Below are 14971 nucleotides of genomic sequence, written 5' to 3' on the forward strand. Positions count from 1 at the left end.
CAAACCCCCTGTAGGAGTGAGCCTGCTCGCGATAGCGGTGTGTCAGCCATAAATATGTGACTGATACACCGCTATCGCGAGCAGGCTCACTCCTACATTGGGTTATGCGTCAGCCCAGGAGGTCACGCAGGACCTGGGTGAAGGCGCTAGCACTGTCTTCTTCGCCAGCATGTCGACCATCACGCACTACCCACTGACCATTGACCAGCACATCGCGCACCTGACGATCGCCGCCGGCAAACAACCAGCGATTCAAAATCCCGTCGCCATTGGCCGTCGCCAGATACGGATCGCTGCCGTCGAGCACAACCCAGTCCGCACGCTTGCCAACCTCCAGCGCGCCAATCGGCTGCCCCAACGCTTGCGCACCGCCATCCAGCGCCGCGTCATACAGCGTGCGCCCGACCATCGGTTGATCCGCGCCATACAAGCGATTGCGCCGCTGATCGCGCAGACGCTGGCCGTATTCCAGCCAACGCAATTCTTCCACCACGCTAAGCGACACATGACTGTCGGAACCTATGCCCATGCGCCCGCCCTGGGCGAGGAAATCCACCGCCGGGAAAATCCCGTCGCCCAGGTTCGCTTCAGTGGTCAGACACAGTCCGGCAATGGCGCGACTCTTGGCCATCAGCGTGACTTCTTCCGGGTTGGCGTGAGTGGCGTGCACCAGGCACCAGCGCTGATCGACTTCGGTATTTTCGTACAGCCATTGCAGCGGCCGCCGACCACTCCAGCTCAGGCAGTCGTCGACTTCTTTCTGTTGTTCGGCGATGTGAATATGCACAGGGCATTGCTTGTCGCTGGCCGCCAAGACTTCGCTGATCTGCTGCGGCGTGACCGCGCGCAACGAGTGGAAGCACAGACCCAACGACTGCGCCTTTTGCTGCGCCAGTAACGGCTGCAAACGCGATTGCAGATTCAGGTAATTTTCGCTGCTGTTGATGAAGCGGCGCTGGCCGTCATTCGGCGTCTGGCCGCCAAAACCAGAGTGGCTGTAGAGCACGGGCAACAGCGTCAGACCGATGCCGCTTTCACTCGCAGCCTGGCTGATGCGCAAGGCCAGTTCAGCCGGATCGGCGTAAGGCTGACCATTGCTGTCGTGGTGCACGTAATGAAATTCAGCGACGGAGGTATAACCGGCCTTGAGCATTTCGATGTACAGCTGACGGGCAATCACGCCGAGCTGATCCGGGCTGATTTTTCCGACGAGCCGATACATCAAGTCGCGCCACGTCCAGAAACTGTCGTTCGGATTGCCGGCCACTTCAGCCAGACCCGCCATCGCCCGCTGGAAGGCGTGGGAGTGCAAATTCGGCATGCCCGGCAACAGCGGGCCGCTCAGCCGTTCGGCGCCGTCTGCGGTGGAATCGGCCTGAATCTGGGTCAGCAGGCCATCGGCGCTGACCTCAAGACGTACATTGTTGGCCCATCCGTTAGGCAGCAGCGCGCGTTCGGCAAAGAAGGCGGACATGGTTCAGCACCCCATCGTGTGTTATTTGTATATACATATACAGACGTTTGCCTGCCCGGTAAACTCCGGCAAGCTAGCCACTTTCACCAATGAACAGGGATCAACCGTGCCGACTCCGCCTCCAGTCTCCCCGTTGGCCGCGAACATGGGCGACAGTCCGGCGCCCTTGTACGCCCGCGTCAAACAGATGATCACCCAGCAGATCGACAGCGGAAACTGGCCGCCGCACTACCGCGTGCCGTCCGAAAGCGAGCTGGTCAATCAACTCGGTTTCAGCCGCATGACCATCAACCGCGCGCTACGCGAGATGACCGCTGACGGTCTGTTGGTGCGCATGCAAGGCGTCGGCACCTTTGTCGCCGAACCGAAGAGCCAGTCTGCGCTGTTCGAAGTGCACAACATCGCCGACGAAATCGCCTCCCGTGGCCATCGCCACACCTGCCAGGTCATCACTCTTGAAGAAGAGGCTGCCGGTTCCGAGCGCGCGCTGGCGCTGGACATGCGTGAAGGGCAGAAGGTGTTCCACTCGCTGATCGTGCATTACGAAAATGATATTCCGGTGCAAATCGAAGACCGTTTCGTCAACGCACTGGTCGCGCCGGAATACCTCAAGCAGGATTTCACTCTGCAGACGCCTTACGCGTATCTCAATCAGGTGGCGCCGCTGACTGAGGGCGAGCACGTGGTTGAAGCGATTCTGGCCGAGCCCTCCGAGTGCAAGTTGCTGCAGATTGAAAAAGGCGAGCCGTGTTTGCTGATTCGTCGCCGCACATGGTCGGGGCGCCAGCCGGTTACCGCTGCTCGACTGATTCACCCAGGTTCCCGTCATCGTCTGGAAGGACGCTTTCATAAATGACTCAAGTGAAGGTTTTACGCGCCGAAGGCTACCCGCGCATGCCGTGGAAAAACGGTGGCGGCAGCACTGAAGAAATCACCCGTGACGCGGGGGCCGGCCTGGACGGTTTTGGCTGGCGCCTGTCGATTGCCGACATCGCTGAGTCGGGTGGTTTTTCGACGTTCGCCGGTTACCAGCGGGTGATCACCGTGTTGCAGGGTGACGGCATGACCTTGTGCGTTGACGGCGACGATACGCGGCCGCTGTTACCGCTCGACCCGTTTGCTTTCAGTGGTGAGAGCCAGGTGTCGTGCACGCTGCTAGGCGGTGCGATTCGCGATTTCAACCTGATCTATGCGCCGCAGCGTTACAGCGCGCGGTTGCAGTGGCTGGACGGTGAGCAGCGGCTCTTCAGTTCGGCGGGAACGTTGCTGGTGTTCAGTGTCAGCGAGTTGCTGGAAGTGGCGGTTGGCGACAGCACATCGCAGTTGGGGCGACATGATTGTCTGCAACTGGACGGTAACAGTGGGCTGGCCGAAGTCTCCACCAACGCCGCATGCTGCGTGATCGAGTTGACTGCGCGCTGATTCAAAAATCTTAAAAGATCGCAGCCTTCGGCAGCTCCTACAGGGTCTACATCAATCCCAATCCAGGAGCTGCCGAAGGCTGCGATCTTTTGCTTTTGGGGTGTTCCCAACCCACGCACCAACTTGTTACCGAACGCCCCAGCGTGGCGCAAAACCACGCTCACGTAACAAAGTCCCGTCGCCCTAAATCATCCCCATGAAAAATTTCATCCACGCCCGAACCCTTGATTCAGGCGCCCTCCAGCCGTGCCCGCGATTTTTCTTGAACACCCCTCCAACAAGTTGGCCGCTTGATTGCATATGCTTGTATGTACAAGTAAAGACGTATGCGTATGAGTCGCTCGAGACTCTCCGCAGCGTCCACTGATTCGCTTGTCGCGCATCGAAGCGCACAGGCTGCTTGCCCACTGCCAGGGTTGGTTTGAATTGATCGCTGAGGAGTCTTTTTCGTGACTGACAATAAGCCTACAAAGTTTCGCAACGTTGAGATCCGCGCTGCCCGCGGCAACAAGCTGACCGCCAAGAGCTGGCTGACCGAAGCGCCGCTGCGCATGCTGATGAACAATCTCGACCCGGAAGTCGCCGAGAACCCCAAAGAGCTAGTGGTTTACGGTGGTATCGGTCGCGCCGCGCGTAACTGGGAGTGCTACGACAAGATCGTCGAGAGCCTGACCAACCTGAACGACGACGAGACCCTGCTGGTGCAGTCCGGCAAGCCGGTCGGCGTATTCAAGACTCATAGCAATGCCCCGCGCGTCCTGATCGCCAACTCCAACCTGGTGCCACACTGGGCGAGCTGGGAGCACTTCAACGAACTCGACGCCAAAGGCTTGGCCATGTACGGCCAGATGACCGCCGGCAGCTGGATCTACATCGGCAGCCAGGGCATCGTTCAAGGCACCTACGAAACCTTCGTTGAAGCCGGTCGCCAGCACTACAACGACAACCTCACCGGCAAGTGGGTCCTCACCGCCGGTCTGGGCGGCATGGGTGGTGCGCAACCGCTGGCGGCAACCCTCGCCGGCGCTTGCTCGCTGAACATCGAATGCCAACAAGTCAGCATCGATTTCCGCCTGAAAAGCCGTTACGTCGACGAGCAGGCCAAAGACCTCGACGACGCCCTGGCGCGCATCGACAAATACACCAAAGAAGGTAAAGCGATTTCCATCGCCCTGCTGGGTAACGCCGCAGAAATTCTCCCGGAACTGGTCAAGCGCGGCGTACGCCCGGACATGGTCACCGACCAGACCAGCGCCCACGACCCGCTCAACGGCTACCTGCCGGCGGGCTGGACCTGGGACGAATACCGCGCTCGCGCCAAGACCGAACCGGCCGCCGTAATCAAAGCCGCCAAGCAGTCGATGGCGGTGCACGTCAAAGCCATGCTGGAATTCCAGAAGCAAGGCATCCCGACCTTCGACTACGGCAACAATATCCGTCAGATGGCGCAGGAAGAAGGCGTCGAAAACGCCTTCGATTTCCCGGGTTTCGTACCGGCCTACATCCGTCCGCTGTTCTGCCGTGGCATCGGTCCGTTCCGTTGGGCGGCGCTGTCGGGTGATCCGCAAGACATCTACAAAACCGACGCCAAGGTCAAAGAGCTGATCCCGGACGACGCCCATCTGCACAACTGGCTGGACATGGCCCGCGAGCGCATCAGCTTCCAGGGGCTGCCGGCACGTATCTGCTGGGTTGGTTTGGGCCTGCGCGCCAAGCTCGGTCTGGCCTTCAACGAAATGGTCCGCAGCGGTGAGCTGTCGGCGCCGATCGTGATCGGTCGCGACCACCTCGACTCCGGCTCGGTCGCAAGCCCGAATCGTGAAACCGAATCGATGCAGGACGGTTCCGACGCCGTGTCCGACTGGCCTCTGCTCAACGCATTGCTCAACACTGCAAGCGGGGCGACCTGGGTTTCCCTGCACCACGGCGGCGGTGTCGGCATGGGCTTCTCGCAACACTCGGGCATGGTGATTGTTTGCGACGGTACGGACGAAGCGGCCGAGCGTATTGCGCGCGTACTGCACAACGACCCGGCCACCGGTGTCATGCGTCACGCCGATGCCGGTTACCAGATCGCCATCGACTGCGCCAAGGAACAGGGCCTGAACCTGCCGATGATTACCGGTAAATAAACGCACAACCCCTGTAGGAGTGAGCCTGCTCGCGATGAGGCCGGCACGGTCGGCAAATGTGCTGACTGACACACCGCAATCGCGAGCAGGCTCACTCCTACAAAAGCAAAAGCCAAAAAAGAACAAAACCCGGAACAATCCACAGAGGTTGAATCATGGCTGTTAACACCGATCGTGCAGGCAACAAACCGTTGATCGAAAAGCGTTCGATCGACTACATCCCGGAAGCGGAAAGACACGGTCGTCTGTTTAGCCAGTTCACCCTGTGGATGGGGGCGAATCTGCAAATCACCGCGATTGTCACCGGGGCCCTGGCCGTGGTGCTGGGCGGTGATGTGTTCTGGTCGTTGATCGGTCTGTTGATCGGCCAACTGCTCGGCGGCGGGGTGATGGCGTTGCACGCTGCGCAAGGGCCGAAACTGGGTCTGCCGCAGATGATCTCCAGTCGCGTGCAGTTTGGCGTTTACGGCGCGGCAATCCCGATCGTGCTGGTGTGCCTGATGTACCTGGGTTTCACCGCGACGGGTACCGTGCTTTCCGGTCAAGCGTTGGGTCAGTTGTTTAACGTCAGTGACAGCGTCGGCATCCTGATTTTTGCCAGCGTCATCGTGCTGGTGACGGTGCTCGGTTATCGGGTGATCCACTGGATCGGCCGTGTTGCCAGCGTGATTGGCGTGATCGCTTTCGTCTTCCTGTTCTGGCGTTTGATGAGCCAAACCGACGTCGGCGCACTCCTGCAAATCCGTCATTTCAGCTGGAGCAGCTTCCTGCTCGCGGTGTCGCTCGCGGCCTCCTGGCAGATCGCTTTCGGCCCCTACGTGGCTGACTATTCCCGTTACTTGCCGAGCAACACCTCGGCGGTGAAAACCTTCTTCGCCGCCGGTGCCGGTTCAGTGGTTGGTGCGCAAGTGGCGATGATCCTCGGTGTGTTCGCTGCGGCTTCGGCCAACGGCCAGTTCGCCGGTCATGAGGTGGCTTACATCGTCGGTCTGGGCGGCACCGGTGCCACCGCTGCGCTGCTGTACTTCAGCATCGCGTTCGGCAAGGTGACCATCTCGACGCTGAACTCCTACGGCAGCTTCATGTGCATCGCGACCATCATCAGTGGTTTCAAAGGTCACCTGACCGTTACGCGCATGCAGCGTCTGGTGTTTGTGCTGGTGATTGTCGGTGCAGCGACCCTGATTGCACTGCTTGGTCAGCACTCGTTCCTCGGTGCGTTCAAGTCTTTCATCCTGTTCCTGCTCGCGTTTTTCACCCCGTGGAGCGCGATCAACCTGGTGGATTACTACTGCATCACCCGCGAGCGCTATGACGTGCCGGCGCTGGCCAATCCGAACGGTCGCTATGGCCGCTGGAACCTGCTCGGCATCAGCGTCTATGTGTTCGGTGTGCTGGTGCAGTTGCCGTTCATCTCCACCAAGTTCTACACCGGCCCGCTGGTGGCGGCCCTCGGTGATGTGGACATTTCCTGGATCATCGGTCTGGTGCTGCCGGCTGCCGTCTACTACGTGTGCGCAAAAAAATGGCACAGCGCGGTACCTGATCAACTGATTCTGCCGGTCGAGCAGAACAGCGTTGTACCACCTGAAAAAAGTGGGGCCGGTCGCGCTGCGGCGCAGGCCTGATTGGACGTGGACAGGGCTGGATGCCTCTTGACTGCCGTAAGCCAATTCATGATTAGGAGCGTCGAAACAATGAAATCGAACAAGACCCTGCTCACCACACTGCTGTCCATGGGCCTGCTGGCCAGTGCCGGTGCGACCCAAGCCGCTGGCTGGTGCGAATCGGGTAAACCGGTGAAATTCGCCGGCCTGAACTGGGAAAGCGGCATGCTGCTGACCGACGTGCTGCAAGTGGTGCTGGAGAAAGGTTACGACTGCAAGACCGACAGCCTCCCGGGCAACTCCATCACCATGGAGAACGCCCTGAGCAGCAACGATATTCAAGTGTTCGCCGAAGAGTGGGTCGGCCGCAGCGAAGTCTGGAACAAGGCCGAGAAGGCCGGCAAGGTCGTCGGTGTCGGTGCACCGATTGTCGGCGCTGTCGAAGGCTGGTACGTGCCGCGCTACGTGATTGAAGGCGACGCCAAGCGCAAGCTTGAGCCGAAAGCCCCGGACCTGAAAAACATTGCCGATCTGGGCAAATACGCCGCCGTGTTCAAGGACGCCGAAGAGCCGTCCAAGGGTCGCTTCTACAACTGCCCGGCGGGTTGGACCTGCGAACTCGATAACAGCGAAATGTTGAAAAGCTATGGCCTCGAAAGCAGCTACACCAACTTCCGCCCGGGCACAGGCCCGGCGCTGGATGCGGCGGTGCTGTCGAGCTACAAGCGCGGCGAGCCGATCCTGTTCTACTACTGGTCGCCAACCCCGCTGATGGGCCAGATCGACGCGGTGAAACTGGAAGAAAAACCGGGCGTCGACAAGACCGTAAGCATCAAGGTCGGCCTGTCGAAAACCTTCCACGACGAAGCCCCGGAACTGGTCGCCGTGCTGGAAAAGGTCAACCTGCCGATCGACCTTCTGAACCAGAACCTGGGCCGCATGGCCAAGGAACGTATCGAGTCGCCAAAACTGGCGAAAATCTTCCTCAAGGAACATCCTGAGGTCTGGCATGCGTGGGTCAGTGCAGACGCAGCCAAGAAAATCGACGCGGCGCTGTAGGTCGATACCTCCCGGTCAACCGTGAGGCTGGCCGGGAGATATGCCGTAATCGCTTGATTGAGATTTCTGATTGAGAGCCGCTTATGTTTCCCGAAAGCTTTACCTTTTCCATCGCCGACTGGGTCAACGGTTGGGTCGATTCACTGGTCACCAACTACGGTGATGTGTTCCGCCACATCTCCGACACCCTGCTCTGGGCCATCGTCAACCTCGAAGGCCTGCTGCGTGCGGCGCCGTGGTGGTTGATGCTGGCGATCGTCGGTGTCGTCGCCTGGCACGCCACGCGCAAAGTGGTGACCACGGCGGTCATCGTCGGTCTGCTGTTCCTCGTCGGCGCCGTTGGCCTGTGGGACAAGCTCATGCAGACGCTGGCGCTGATGATGGTCGCGACGATCATTTCGGTGCTGATCGGCATCCCGCTGGGGATTCTCTCGGCGCGCAGCAATCGCCTGCGTTCGGTGCTGATGCCGCTGCTCGACATCATGCAGACCATGCCCAGCTTCGTGTATCTGATCCCGGTGCTGATGCTGTTCGGTCTGGGCAAGGTCCCGGCGATTTTCGCCACGGTGATCTACGCCGCGCCGCCGCTGATTCGCCTGACTGATCTGGGTATTCGCCAGGTCGACGGCGAAGTGATGGAAGCGATCAACGCGTTCGGCGCCAACCGCTGGCAGCAACTGTTCGGCGTGCAATTGCCGCTGGCCCTGCCAAGCATCATGGCCGGGATCAACCAGACCACCATGATGGCCCTGTCGATGGTAGTGATCGCTTCGATGATCGGTGCCCGAGGTCTGGGTGAAGATGTGCTGGTGGGGATTCAGACTCTCAACGTTGGACGCGGCCTCGAAGCCGGTCTGGCGATCGTGATTCTCGCAGTGGTCATCGACCGCATTACTCAGGCGTACGGTCGGCCACGGCATGAGGTGAGCAAATGAGCAACGCAACCGTGAGCAAGATCGAAGTCAAAAACGTCTTCAAGATTTTCGGCAACCGCGCCAAAGAAGCGCTGGCCATGGTCGGCCAGGGCAAGACCAAGGATCAGGTGCTGAACGAAACCGGTTGCGTAGTCGGCGTTAACGACCTGTCGCTGAGCATCGGCACCGGCGAGATCTTCGTGATCATGGGCCTGTCCGGCTCGGGCAAGTCGACGCTGGTGCGTCACTTCAACCGCCTGATCGACCCGACCAGCGGCGCGATCCTCGTCGACGGTGTGGACATCCTGCAATACGACATGGACGCCCTGCGCGAATTTCGCCGGCACAAGATCAGCATGGTGTTCCAGAGCTTCGGCCTGCTGCCGCACAAGAGCGTGCTCGACAACGTCGCCTACGGCCTGAAAGTGCGTGGCGAGAGCAAGCAGATGTGCTCGGAACGCGCGCTGCACTGGATCAACACCGTGGGCCTCAAAGGCTACGAAAACAAATACCCGCACCAGCTCTCCGGCGGCATGCGTCAGCGTGTCGGCCTGGCCCGCGCCTTGGCGGCGGACACCGACATCATCCTGATGGACGAAGCGTTCAGTGCGCTGGATCCACTTATTCGCGCGGAGATGCAGGACCAGTTGCTGGAGCTGCAAAAGACCCTGCACAAGACCATCGTCTTCATCACCCATGACCTCGATGAGGCGGTGCGTATCGGCAACCGCATCGCGATTCTCAAGGATGGCCGGCTGATTCAGGTCGGCACGCCACGCGAGATTCTGCATTCGCCGGCGGATGAGTACGTTGACCGGTTTGTGCAGCGGCGGGCGGCGGTGGTCTGACGCTCGTTCCCACGCTCTGCGTGGGAATGCATCCCGTGACGCTCCGCGTCACCCTGCACAGAGCAGAAGTCGGGACGCGGAGCGTCCCAGGCGGCATTCCCACGCAGAGCGTGGGAACGATCTTGTTCAAGAGGTTTTTTAGATGTCCCAGGCTGAAAAAATCGTTATCACCGGCAGCCCCCTGCGTTGGCAGGACGTGGTCGCCGTCGCCCGTCACGGCGCGCCTCTGGAACTGTCCAGCGACACCTGGGCGCGCATCGAAAACGCCCAAGGCATCGTTCAGCGCATCGTCGCCAGCGGCGAGCGCGCCTATGGCGTCAACACCGGTCTGGGCGGTTTGTCCAACGTCTCGCTCAAAGACGAGCAACTCAGCCAGCTCTCGCGCAACACCTTGCTTAGCCATGCCTGCGGCGTCGGCCCGGTGCTGCCCGATGAGCAGACTCGCGCGATCATCTGCGCGGCGATTCACAACTACAGCCACGGCAAATCCGGCATCCATCGCCGGGTCGTCGAAGGCCTGCTGACGCTGCTCAATCGCGGCATCACTCCGCAAGTGCCGTCGCAAGGTTCGGTGGGTTATCTGACGCACATGGCGCACATCGGCATCGCGTTGCTCGGCGTCGGTAATGTCAGCTATCGCGGCCAGATCACCTCGGCGCAACAGGCATTGGCTGAAGAAGGCTTGAAGCCGGTGCAACTGGGTGCGAAGGACGGTTTGTGCCTGGTCAACGGCACGCCGTGCATGACCGGCCTCAGCTGTCTGGCGATTGCCGACGCAACGCGGTTGGTGCAATGGGCCGACGTCATCGGCGCAATGAGTTTCGAAGCCCAGCGCGGCCAGATCGATGCGTTCGACGCTGAGATCATCGCGCTGAAACCGCACCCGGGCATGCAGCAGGTCGGCATCAATCTGCGTGCGTTGCTCGATGGCAGTGAAGTAATTGCGTCGAGCAAGGGCATCCGTACTCAAGATGCGCTGAGTATCCGTTCGATCCCGCAGGTGCACGGCGCTGCACGCGATCAATTGGAACATGCGATCAGACAGGTCGAAGCCGAACTCAACGGCTGCACCGACAACCCGCTGTTGCTCGGCACACCGGACAATTTCCGGGTGATGTCGCAAGCCAACCCGCACGGTCAGTCGGTGGCAATGGCCGCCGATCTGCTGGCGATTGCCATGGCCGAAATCGGCTCGATTGCCGAGCGTCGCCTCGATCGTCTGGTGAACCCGCACGTTAGCGGTTTGCCGGCATTTCTGGTGGCCAATCCTGGGGTTAATTCCGGGATGATGATCGTGCAATACGTCGCCGCGTCACTGTGTGCGGAAAACCGTCAATTGGCGCAACCGGCGGTGCTCGATAACTACATTACCTCGGGCCTGCAGGAAGACCACTTGAGCATGGGCACCAACGCCGCGCTGAAGCTGCACCGCGCCCTGGAAAACTGTACACAGATACTCGCTATCGAATATCTGCTGGCGGCGCAGGCGTTTGAATTCCTCAAGGAACAGCGCTTTGGCGTGGGCACTGACCGCGCGTGGCGACTGCTGCGCGAAACGGTTCCGGCCTACGACCAGGATCGCTGGCTGGCGCCGGATATCGCTGCCGCTGCGAGCGTTCTGAAAAACCCGAATACGCTGCACAACGTATTACCGAATCTGCACTGACAATACCCACGCCAGCGTGCCAAGGCGCGACTCCCCAAAAGGCGAGACGCGACGGACAACGGACATCTCCGGAGCGTCTGGCGAGTTAATAACAAACTCTCAAAAGGAGCACAAAATGACTGCGCTGAACCTGATTCCCGGCCAACTGAGCCTGGCCCAACTGCGTGACGTCTATCAGAACCCGGTCAAGCTGAGCCTCGACAACAGCGCCTCGGCGCAGATCGAAGCCAGCGTCGCTTGCGTCGAGCAGATCCTCGCCGAGAACCGCACCGCTTACGGCATCAACACCGGTTTCGGCCTGCTGGCCTCGACCCGCATTGCCAGCGAAGACCTGGAAAATCTCCAGCGCTCGTTGGTGTTGTCCCACGCTGCGGGTGTCGGTCAGCCGATCAGCGACGAACTGGTACGGCTGATCATGGTGCTCAAGGTCAACAGCCTCAGCCGTGGTTTCTCCGGTATTCGCCGAGTGGTGATCGATGCGCTGATCGCGCTGATCAACGCCGAGGTTTATCCGCACATTCCGTTGAAAGGTTCGGTGGGTGCATCGGGCGATCTGGCGCCGTTGGCACATATGTCGCTGGTGCTGCTCGGTGAGGGCAAGGCCCGTTACAAAGGCGAGTGGATGGAAGCCACCGAAGCGCTGAAAGTGGCCGGTCTGACCCCGCTTACGCTGGCGGCGAAAGAAGGTCTGGCGCTGCTCAACGGTACTCAGGTTTCCACCGCGTTCGCGCTGCGTGGCTTGTTTGAAGGTGAAGATTTGTTCGCTGGCGCACTGGCGCTGGGCGGTCTGACGGTTGAAGCGGTATTGGGTTCGCGTTCGCCGTTCGACGCACGCATTCATGCGGCGCGTGGCCAGAAAGGTCAGATTGACGCCGCCGCGGCTTACCGCGATCTGCTCGGTGAGCGCAGCGAAGTCTCCGACTCGCACCAGAACTGCGAAAAGGTTCAGGATCCGTATTCGCTGCGTTGCCAGCCGCAAGTCATGGGCGCTTGCCTGACGCAGTTTCGTCAGGCTGCTGAAGTGCTGGCCGTCGAAGCCAACGCCGTATCGGATAACCCGCTGGTCTTCGCCGCTGAAGGCGATGTGATTTCCGGCGGCAACTTCCACGCCGAACCGGTGGCCATGGCTGCTGACAACATGGCCCTGGCCATCGCCGAAATCGGCTCGCTGAGCGAACGCCGCATCTCGCTGATGATGGACAAGCACATGTCGCAACTGCCGCCGTTCCTCGTCGCCAATGGTGGGGTGAACTCCGGCTTCATGATTGCCCAGGTGACTGCGGCAGCATTGGCCAGCGAGAACAAGGCGCTGTCCCATCCGCACTCGGTCGACAGCCTGCCGACCTCGGCCAACCAGGAAGACCATGTGTCGATGGCCCCGGCGGCCGGCAAGCGTCTGTGGGAAATGGCTGAAAACACTCGCGGGATTCTCGCGGTGGAATGGCTAGCGGCGGTGCAGGGTCTGGATCTGCGTAACGGTCTGAAGACCTCGGCGAAGCTGGAGCAGGCGCGGGCGATTTTGCGTAAGGAAGTGCCGTTCTATGAGAAGGACCGGTTTTTTGCTCCGGACATCAATGCGGCGACTGAACTGTTGGCTTCGAGGTGTTTGACTGAGCTGGTTTCGGCAAAGCTTTTGCCTAGCCTTTAACCCTACACACTGATCGTTCCCACGCTCTGCGTGGGAATGCCTCAAGGGACGCTCCGCGTCCAGTGACGCGGAGCGTCACGGCTGCATTCCCACGCAGAGCGTGGGAACGATCACCAACCCCAACGGAGGCCAACAGTGAAAACCCTCTGGCAACACTGCCACGTCGCAACCATGGCGCAAGGCGTCTACTCGATCATCGAGGATGCGGCCATCGTGACGTCCGGTGCGCACATCGAGTGGATCGGCCCGCGCAATCAATTGCCGTCCGGCGAATACCCGGCGGTCAACGACTTGCAAGGCGCATGGGTCACCCCCGGTCTGATCGACTGCCACACCCACACGGTGTTCGGTGGTAACCGCAGTGGCGAATTTGAAAAGCGACTGCAAGGCGTCAGCTACGCGGAAATCGCGGCGGCGGGCGGCGGCATCGCCAGCACCGTGCGCGCGACGCGTGAAGCGACGGAAGACGAGTTGTTCGCCAGCGCCGCCAAACGCCTGAAAAGCCTGATGCGCGACGGCGTGACCACGGTCGAAATGAAATCGGGCTACGGCCTCGATCTGGCCAATGAACGCAAGATCCTCCGGGTCATCCGGCGCTTGGCCAAAGAGTTGCCGATCAGCGTGCGCAGCACCTGCCTCGCCGCCCACGCGTTGCCACCGGAGTACAAGGATCGCGCCGACGATTACATCGATCTGATCTGCACTCAGATGCTGCCAGCGTTGGCCGCCGAAGGTCTGGTCGATGCCGTAGATGCCTTCTGCGAATACCTGGCGTTCTCCCCTGAACAGGTCGAGCGTGTGTTCATCGCCGCGCAAAAACTCGGCCTGCCAGTGAAGCTGCATGCCGAACAGCTGTCATCGCTGCACGGCTCAAGCCTCGCCGCGCGATACAAGGCGTTGTCTGCCGATCACCTGGAGTTCATGGACGAGGCTGACGCCATTGCCATGGCCAAATCCGACACCGTCGCGGTGCTGTTGCCGGGCGCGTTCTACTTCCTGCGTGAAACCCAGTTGCCGCCGATGGACGCCTTGCGCAAGCACAAGGTGAAAATCGCCATCGCCAGCGATCTCAACCCCGGCACCTCGCCGGCGCTGTCGCTGCGCCTGATGCTGAACATGGCCTGCACTTGCTTCCGCATGACCCCGGAAGAAGCCCTGGCCGGCGCGACCATTCACGCCGCACAAGCGCTGGGCATGGCCGACACCCACGGTTCGCTGGAAGTCGGCAAGGTCGCGGACTTTGTTGCCTGGCAAATCGATCGCCCGGCGGATCTGGCCTATTGGCTCGGTGGTGATCTGGATAAACGCGTCGTGCGTCACGGCGTCGAATCAAATCTGTAGGAGGGCGGTTGTGGATAAGGTTCTGAACTTCAAACAAGGTCGCGTGCCGCTGCTGATCAGCATGCCGCATGCCGGTGTGCGCCTGACCCCGGCGGTGGAGGCCGGACTCATCCCGGACGCGAAAAGCCTGCCGGACACTGACTGGCATATCCCCCAGCTTTACGACTTTGCTGAAGAACTGGGCGCCAGCACCTTGGCTGCCGAGTATTCGCGTTTTGTGATTGACCTGAATCGTCCGTCCGACGACAAACCGCTGTACGCCGGTGCCACCACCGGTCTGTACCCTGCGACGCTGTTCGATGGCATCCCGTTGTTCCGTGAAGGCCATGAGCCGTCGAAAGAGGAACGCGCAATCTACCTGGAGCAGATCTGGACGCCTTACCACCGCACGCTTCAGGAAGAACTGGCGCGATTGAAAGCCGAATTCGGCTACGCGCTGCTGTTCGACGCGCACTCGATCCGCTCGATCATCCCGCACCTGTTCGACGGCAAACTACCGGACTTCAACCTCGGCACCTTCAATGGCGCCAGTTGTGATCCGCAATTGGCCACGCAACTTGAAGCGATCTGCGCGCGTCACGACCAATACAGCCACGTGCTCAACGGACGCTTCAAGGGCGGCCACATCACCCGTCACTACGGCAACCCGGCCGAGAACATCCACGCCGTGCAACTGGAGTTGTGCCAGAGCACCTACATGGAAGAGTTCGAGCCGTTCCGCTATCGCGCCGATCTGGCCGAGCCGACGCGGGTGGTGCTCAAGGAGCTTTTGCAAGGCCTGCTAAATTGGGGGAAAGGCACCTGTTGATCCAATGTGTAATGATCGCGCGCAAAAGCGCGATCATTATTCCACTGCCGAA

General features: G+C 60.5%; 12 protein-coding genes. 11 read left to right on the forward strand and 1 reads right to left on the reverse strand.

From position 1 onward, the window contains the following. Positions 1-109 precede the first annotated feature (109 nt). Complete coding sequence (locus LOY43_RS01760; protein WP_258709114.1) at positions 110-1474, reverse strand: formimidoylglutamate deiminase; 1365 nt, start codon at positions 1472-1474, stop codon at positions 110-112. Between the two features lie 145 nt (positions 1475-1619). Here LOY43_RS01760 and hutC point away from each other — a divergent pair, with 145 nt between their 5' ends. The 11 genes from hutC to hutG all read left to right on the forward strand — a co-directional run bounded on the left by hutC (position 1620) and on the right by hutG (position 14919). Then, positions 1620-2330, forward strand: a complete 711-nt coding sequence (gene hutC / locus LOY43_RS01765; RefSeq protein ID WP_163013658.1) for a histidine utilization repressor — start codon at positions 1620-1622, stop codon at positions 2328-2330. Further along, positions 2327-2896, forward strand: a complete 570-nt coding sequence (locus LOY43_RS01770; protein ID WP_258709115.1) for a HutD family protein — start codon at positions 2327-2329, stop codon at positions 2894-2896. The genes hutC and LOY43_RS01770 overlap by 4 nt, the downstream gene beginning before the upstream one ends. 449 nt (positions 2897-3345) lie before the next feature. Then, a complete protein-coding gene (gene hutU / locus LOY43_RS01775; protein WP_095047181.1) occupies positions 3346-5028 on the forward strand; it encodes a urocanate hydratase in 1683 nt (560 codons plus the stop codon). Positions 5029-5183: 155 nt separating this feature from the next. After that, complete coding sequence (locus tag LOY43_RS01780) at positions 5184-6656, forward strand: cytosine permease (protein WP_095047182.1); 1473 nt, start codon at positions 5184-5186, stop codon at positions 6654-6656. A gap of 69 nt (positions 6657-6725) precedes the next feature. Beyond that, a complete protein-coding gene (locus tag LOY43_RS01785; RefSeq protein ID WP_095047183.1) occupies positions 6726-7694 on the forward strand; it encodes an ABC transporter substrate-binding protein in 969 nt (322 codons plus the stop codon). An 83-nt stretch (positions 7695-7777) separates the two neighbouring features. Continuing rightward, positions 7778-8629, forward strand: a complete 852-nt coding sequence (locus LOY43_RS01790; RefSeq protein WP_007949591.1) for a proline/glycine betaine ABC transporter permease — start codon at positions 7778-7780, stop codon at positions 8627-8629. Next, positions 8626-9456: a glycine betaine/L-proline ABC transporter ATP-binding protein gene (locus tag LOY43_RS01795; RefSeq protein WP_095047184.1), complete on the forward strand. Its 831-nt coding sequence runs from the start codon at positions 8626-8628 to the stop codon at positions 9454-9456. The genes LOY43_RS01790 and LOY43_RS01795 overlap by 4 nt, the downstream gene beginning before the upstream one ends. Before the next feature lie 142 nt (positions 9457-9598). Beyond that, a complete protein-coding gene (gene hutH / locus LOY43_RS01800; RefSeq protein WP_095047185.1) occupies positions 9599-11122 on the forward strand; it encodes a histidine ammonia-lyase in 1524 nt (507 codons plus the stop codon). Between the two features lie 115 nt (positions 11123-11237). Next, positions 11238-12770 carry a histidine ammonia-lyase gene (gene hutH / locus LOY43_RS01805; protein ID WP_095047186.1) on the forward strand — a complete coding sequence of 511 codons (1533 nt, stop codon included), beginning with the start codon at positions 11238-11240 and terminating at the stop codon, positions 12768-12770. A 135-nt stretch (positions 12771-12905) separates the two neighbouring features. Beyond that, entirely contained in the window at positions 12906-14111 is a 1206-nt protein-coding gene (hutI, locus tag LOY43_RS01810; protein ID WP_258709116.1) for an imidazolonepropionase, read from the forward strand. Positions 14112-14121: 10 nt separating this feature from the next. Continuing rightward, on the forward strand, positions 14122-14919 hold the full coding sequence (gene hutG / locus LOY43_RS01815) for an N-formylglutamate deformylase (protein WP_095047188.1): 798 nt from the start codon (positions 14122-14124) through the stop codon (positions 14917-14919). Positions 14920-14971: the final 52 nt, after the last annotated feature.

The organism is Pseudomonas sp. B21-041, assembly GCF_024748675.1.
Classification (GTDB): Bacteria; Pseudomonadota; Gammaproteobacteria; order Pseudomonadales; family Pseudomonadaceae; genus Aquipseudomonas; species Aquipseudomonas neuropathica.

Bases quoted from the DNA above. Each gene is read 5' to 3' on its own strand.
- LOY43_RS01760 (WP_258709114.1), bottom strand. From the start codon at position 1,474: ATGTCCGCCTTCTTTGCCGAACGCGCGCTGCTGCCTAACGGATGGGCC.
- hutC (WP_163013658.1), top strand. From the start codon at position 1,620: ATGGGCGACAGTCCGGCGCCCTTGTACGCCCGCGTCAAACAGATGATC.
- LOY43_RS01770 (WP_258709115.1), top strand. From the start codon at position 2,327: ATGACTCAAGTGAAGGTTTTACGCGCCGAAGGCTACCCGCGCATGCCG.
- LOY43_RS01780 (WP_095047182.1), top strand. From the start codon at position 5,184: ATGGCTGTTAACACCGATCGTGCAGGCAACAAACCGTTGATCGAAAAG.
- LOY43_RS01785 (WP_095047183.1), top strand. From the start codon at position 6,726: ATGAAATCGAACAAGACCCTGCTCACCACACTGCTGTCCATGGGCCTG.
- LOY43_RS01790 (WP_007949591.1), top strand. From the start codon at position 7,778: ATGTTTCCCGAAAGCTTTACCTTTTCCATCGCCGACTGGGTCAACGGT.
- LOY43_RS01795 (WP_095047184.1), top strand. From the start codon at position 8,626: ATGAGCAACGCAACCGTGAGCAAGATCGAAGTCAAAAACGTCTTCAAG.
- hutH (WP_095047185.1), top strand. From the start codon at position 9,599: ATGTCCCAGGCTGAAAAAATCGTTATCACCGGCAGCCCCCTGCGTTGG.
- hutH (WP_095047186.1), top strand. From the start codon at position 11,238: ATGACTGCGCTGAACCTGATTCCCGGCCAACTGAGCCTGGCCCAACTG.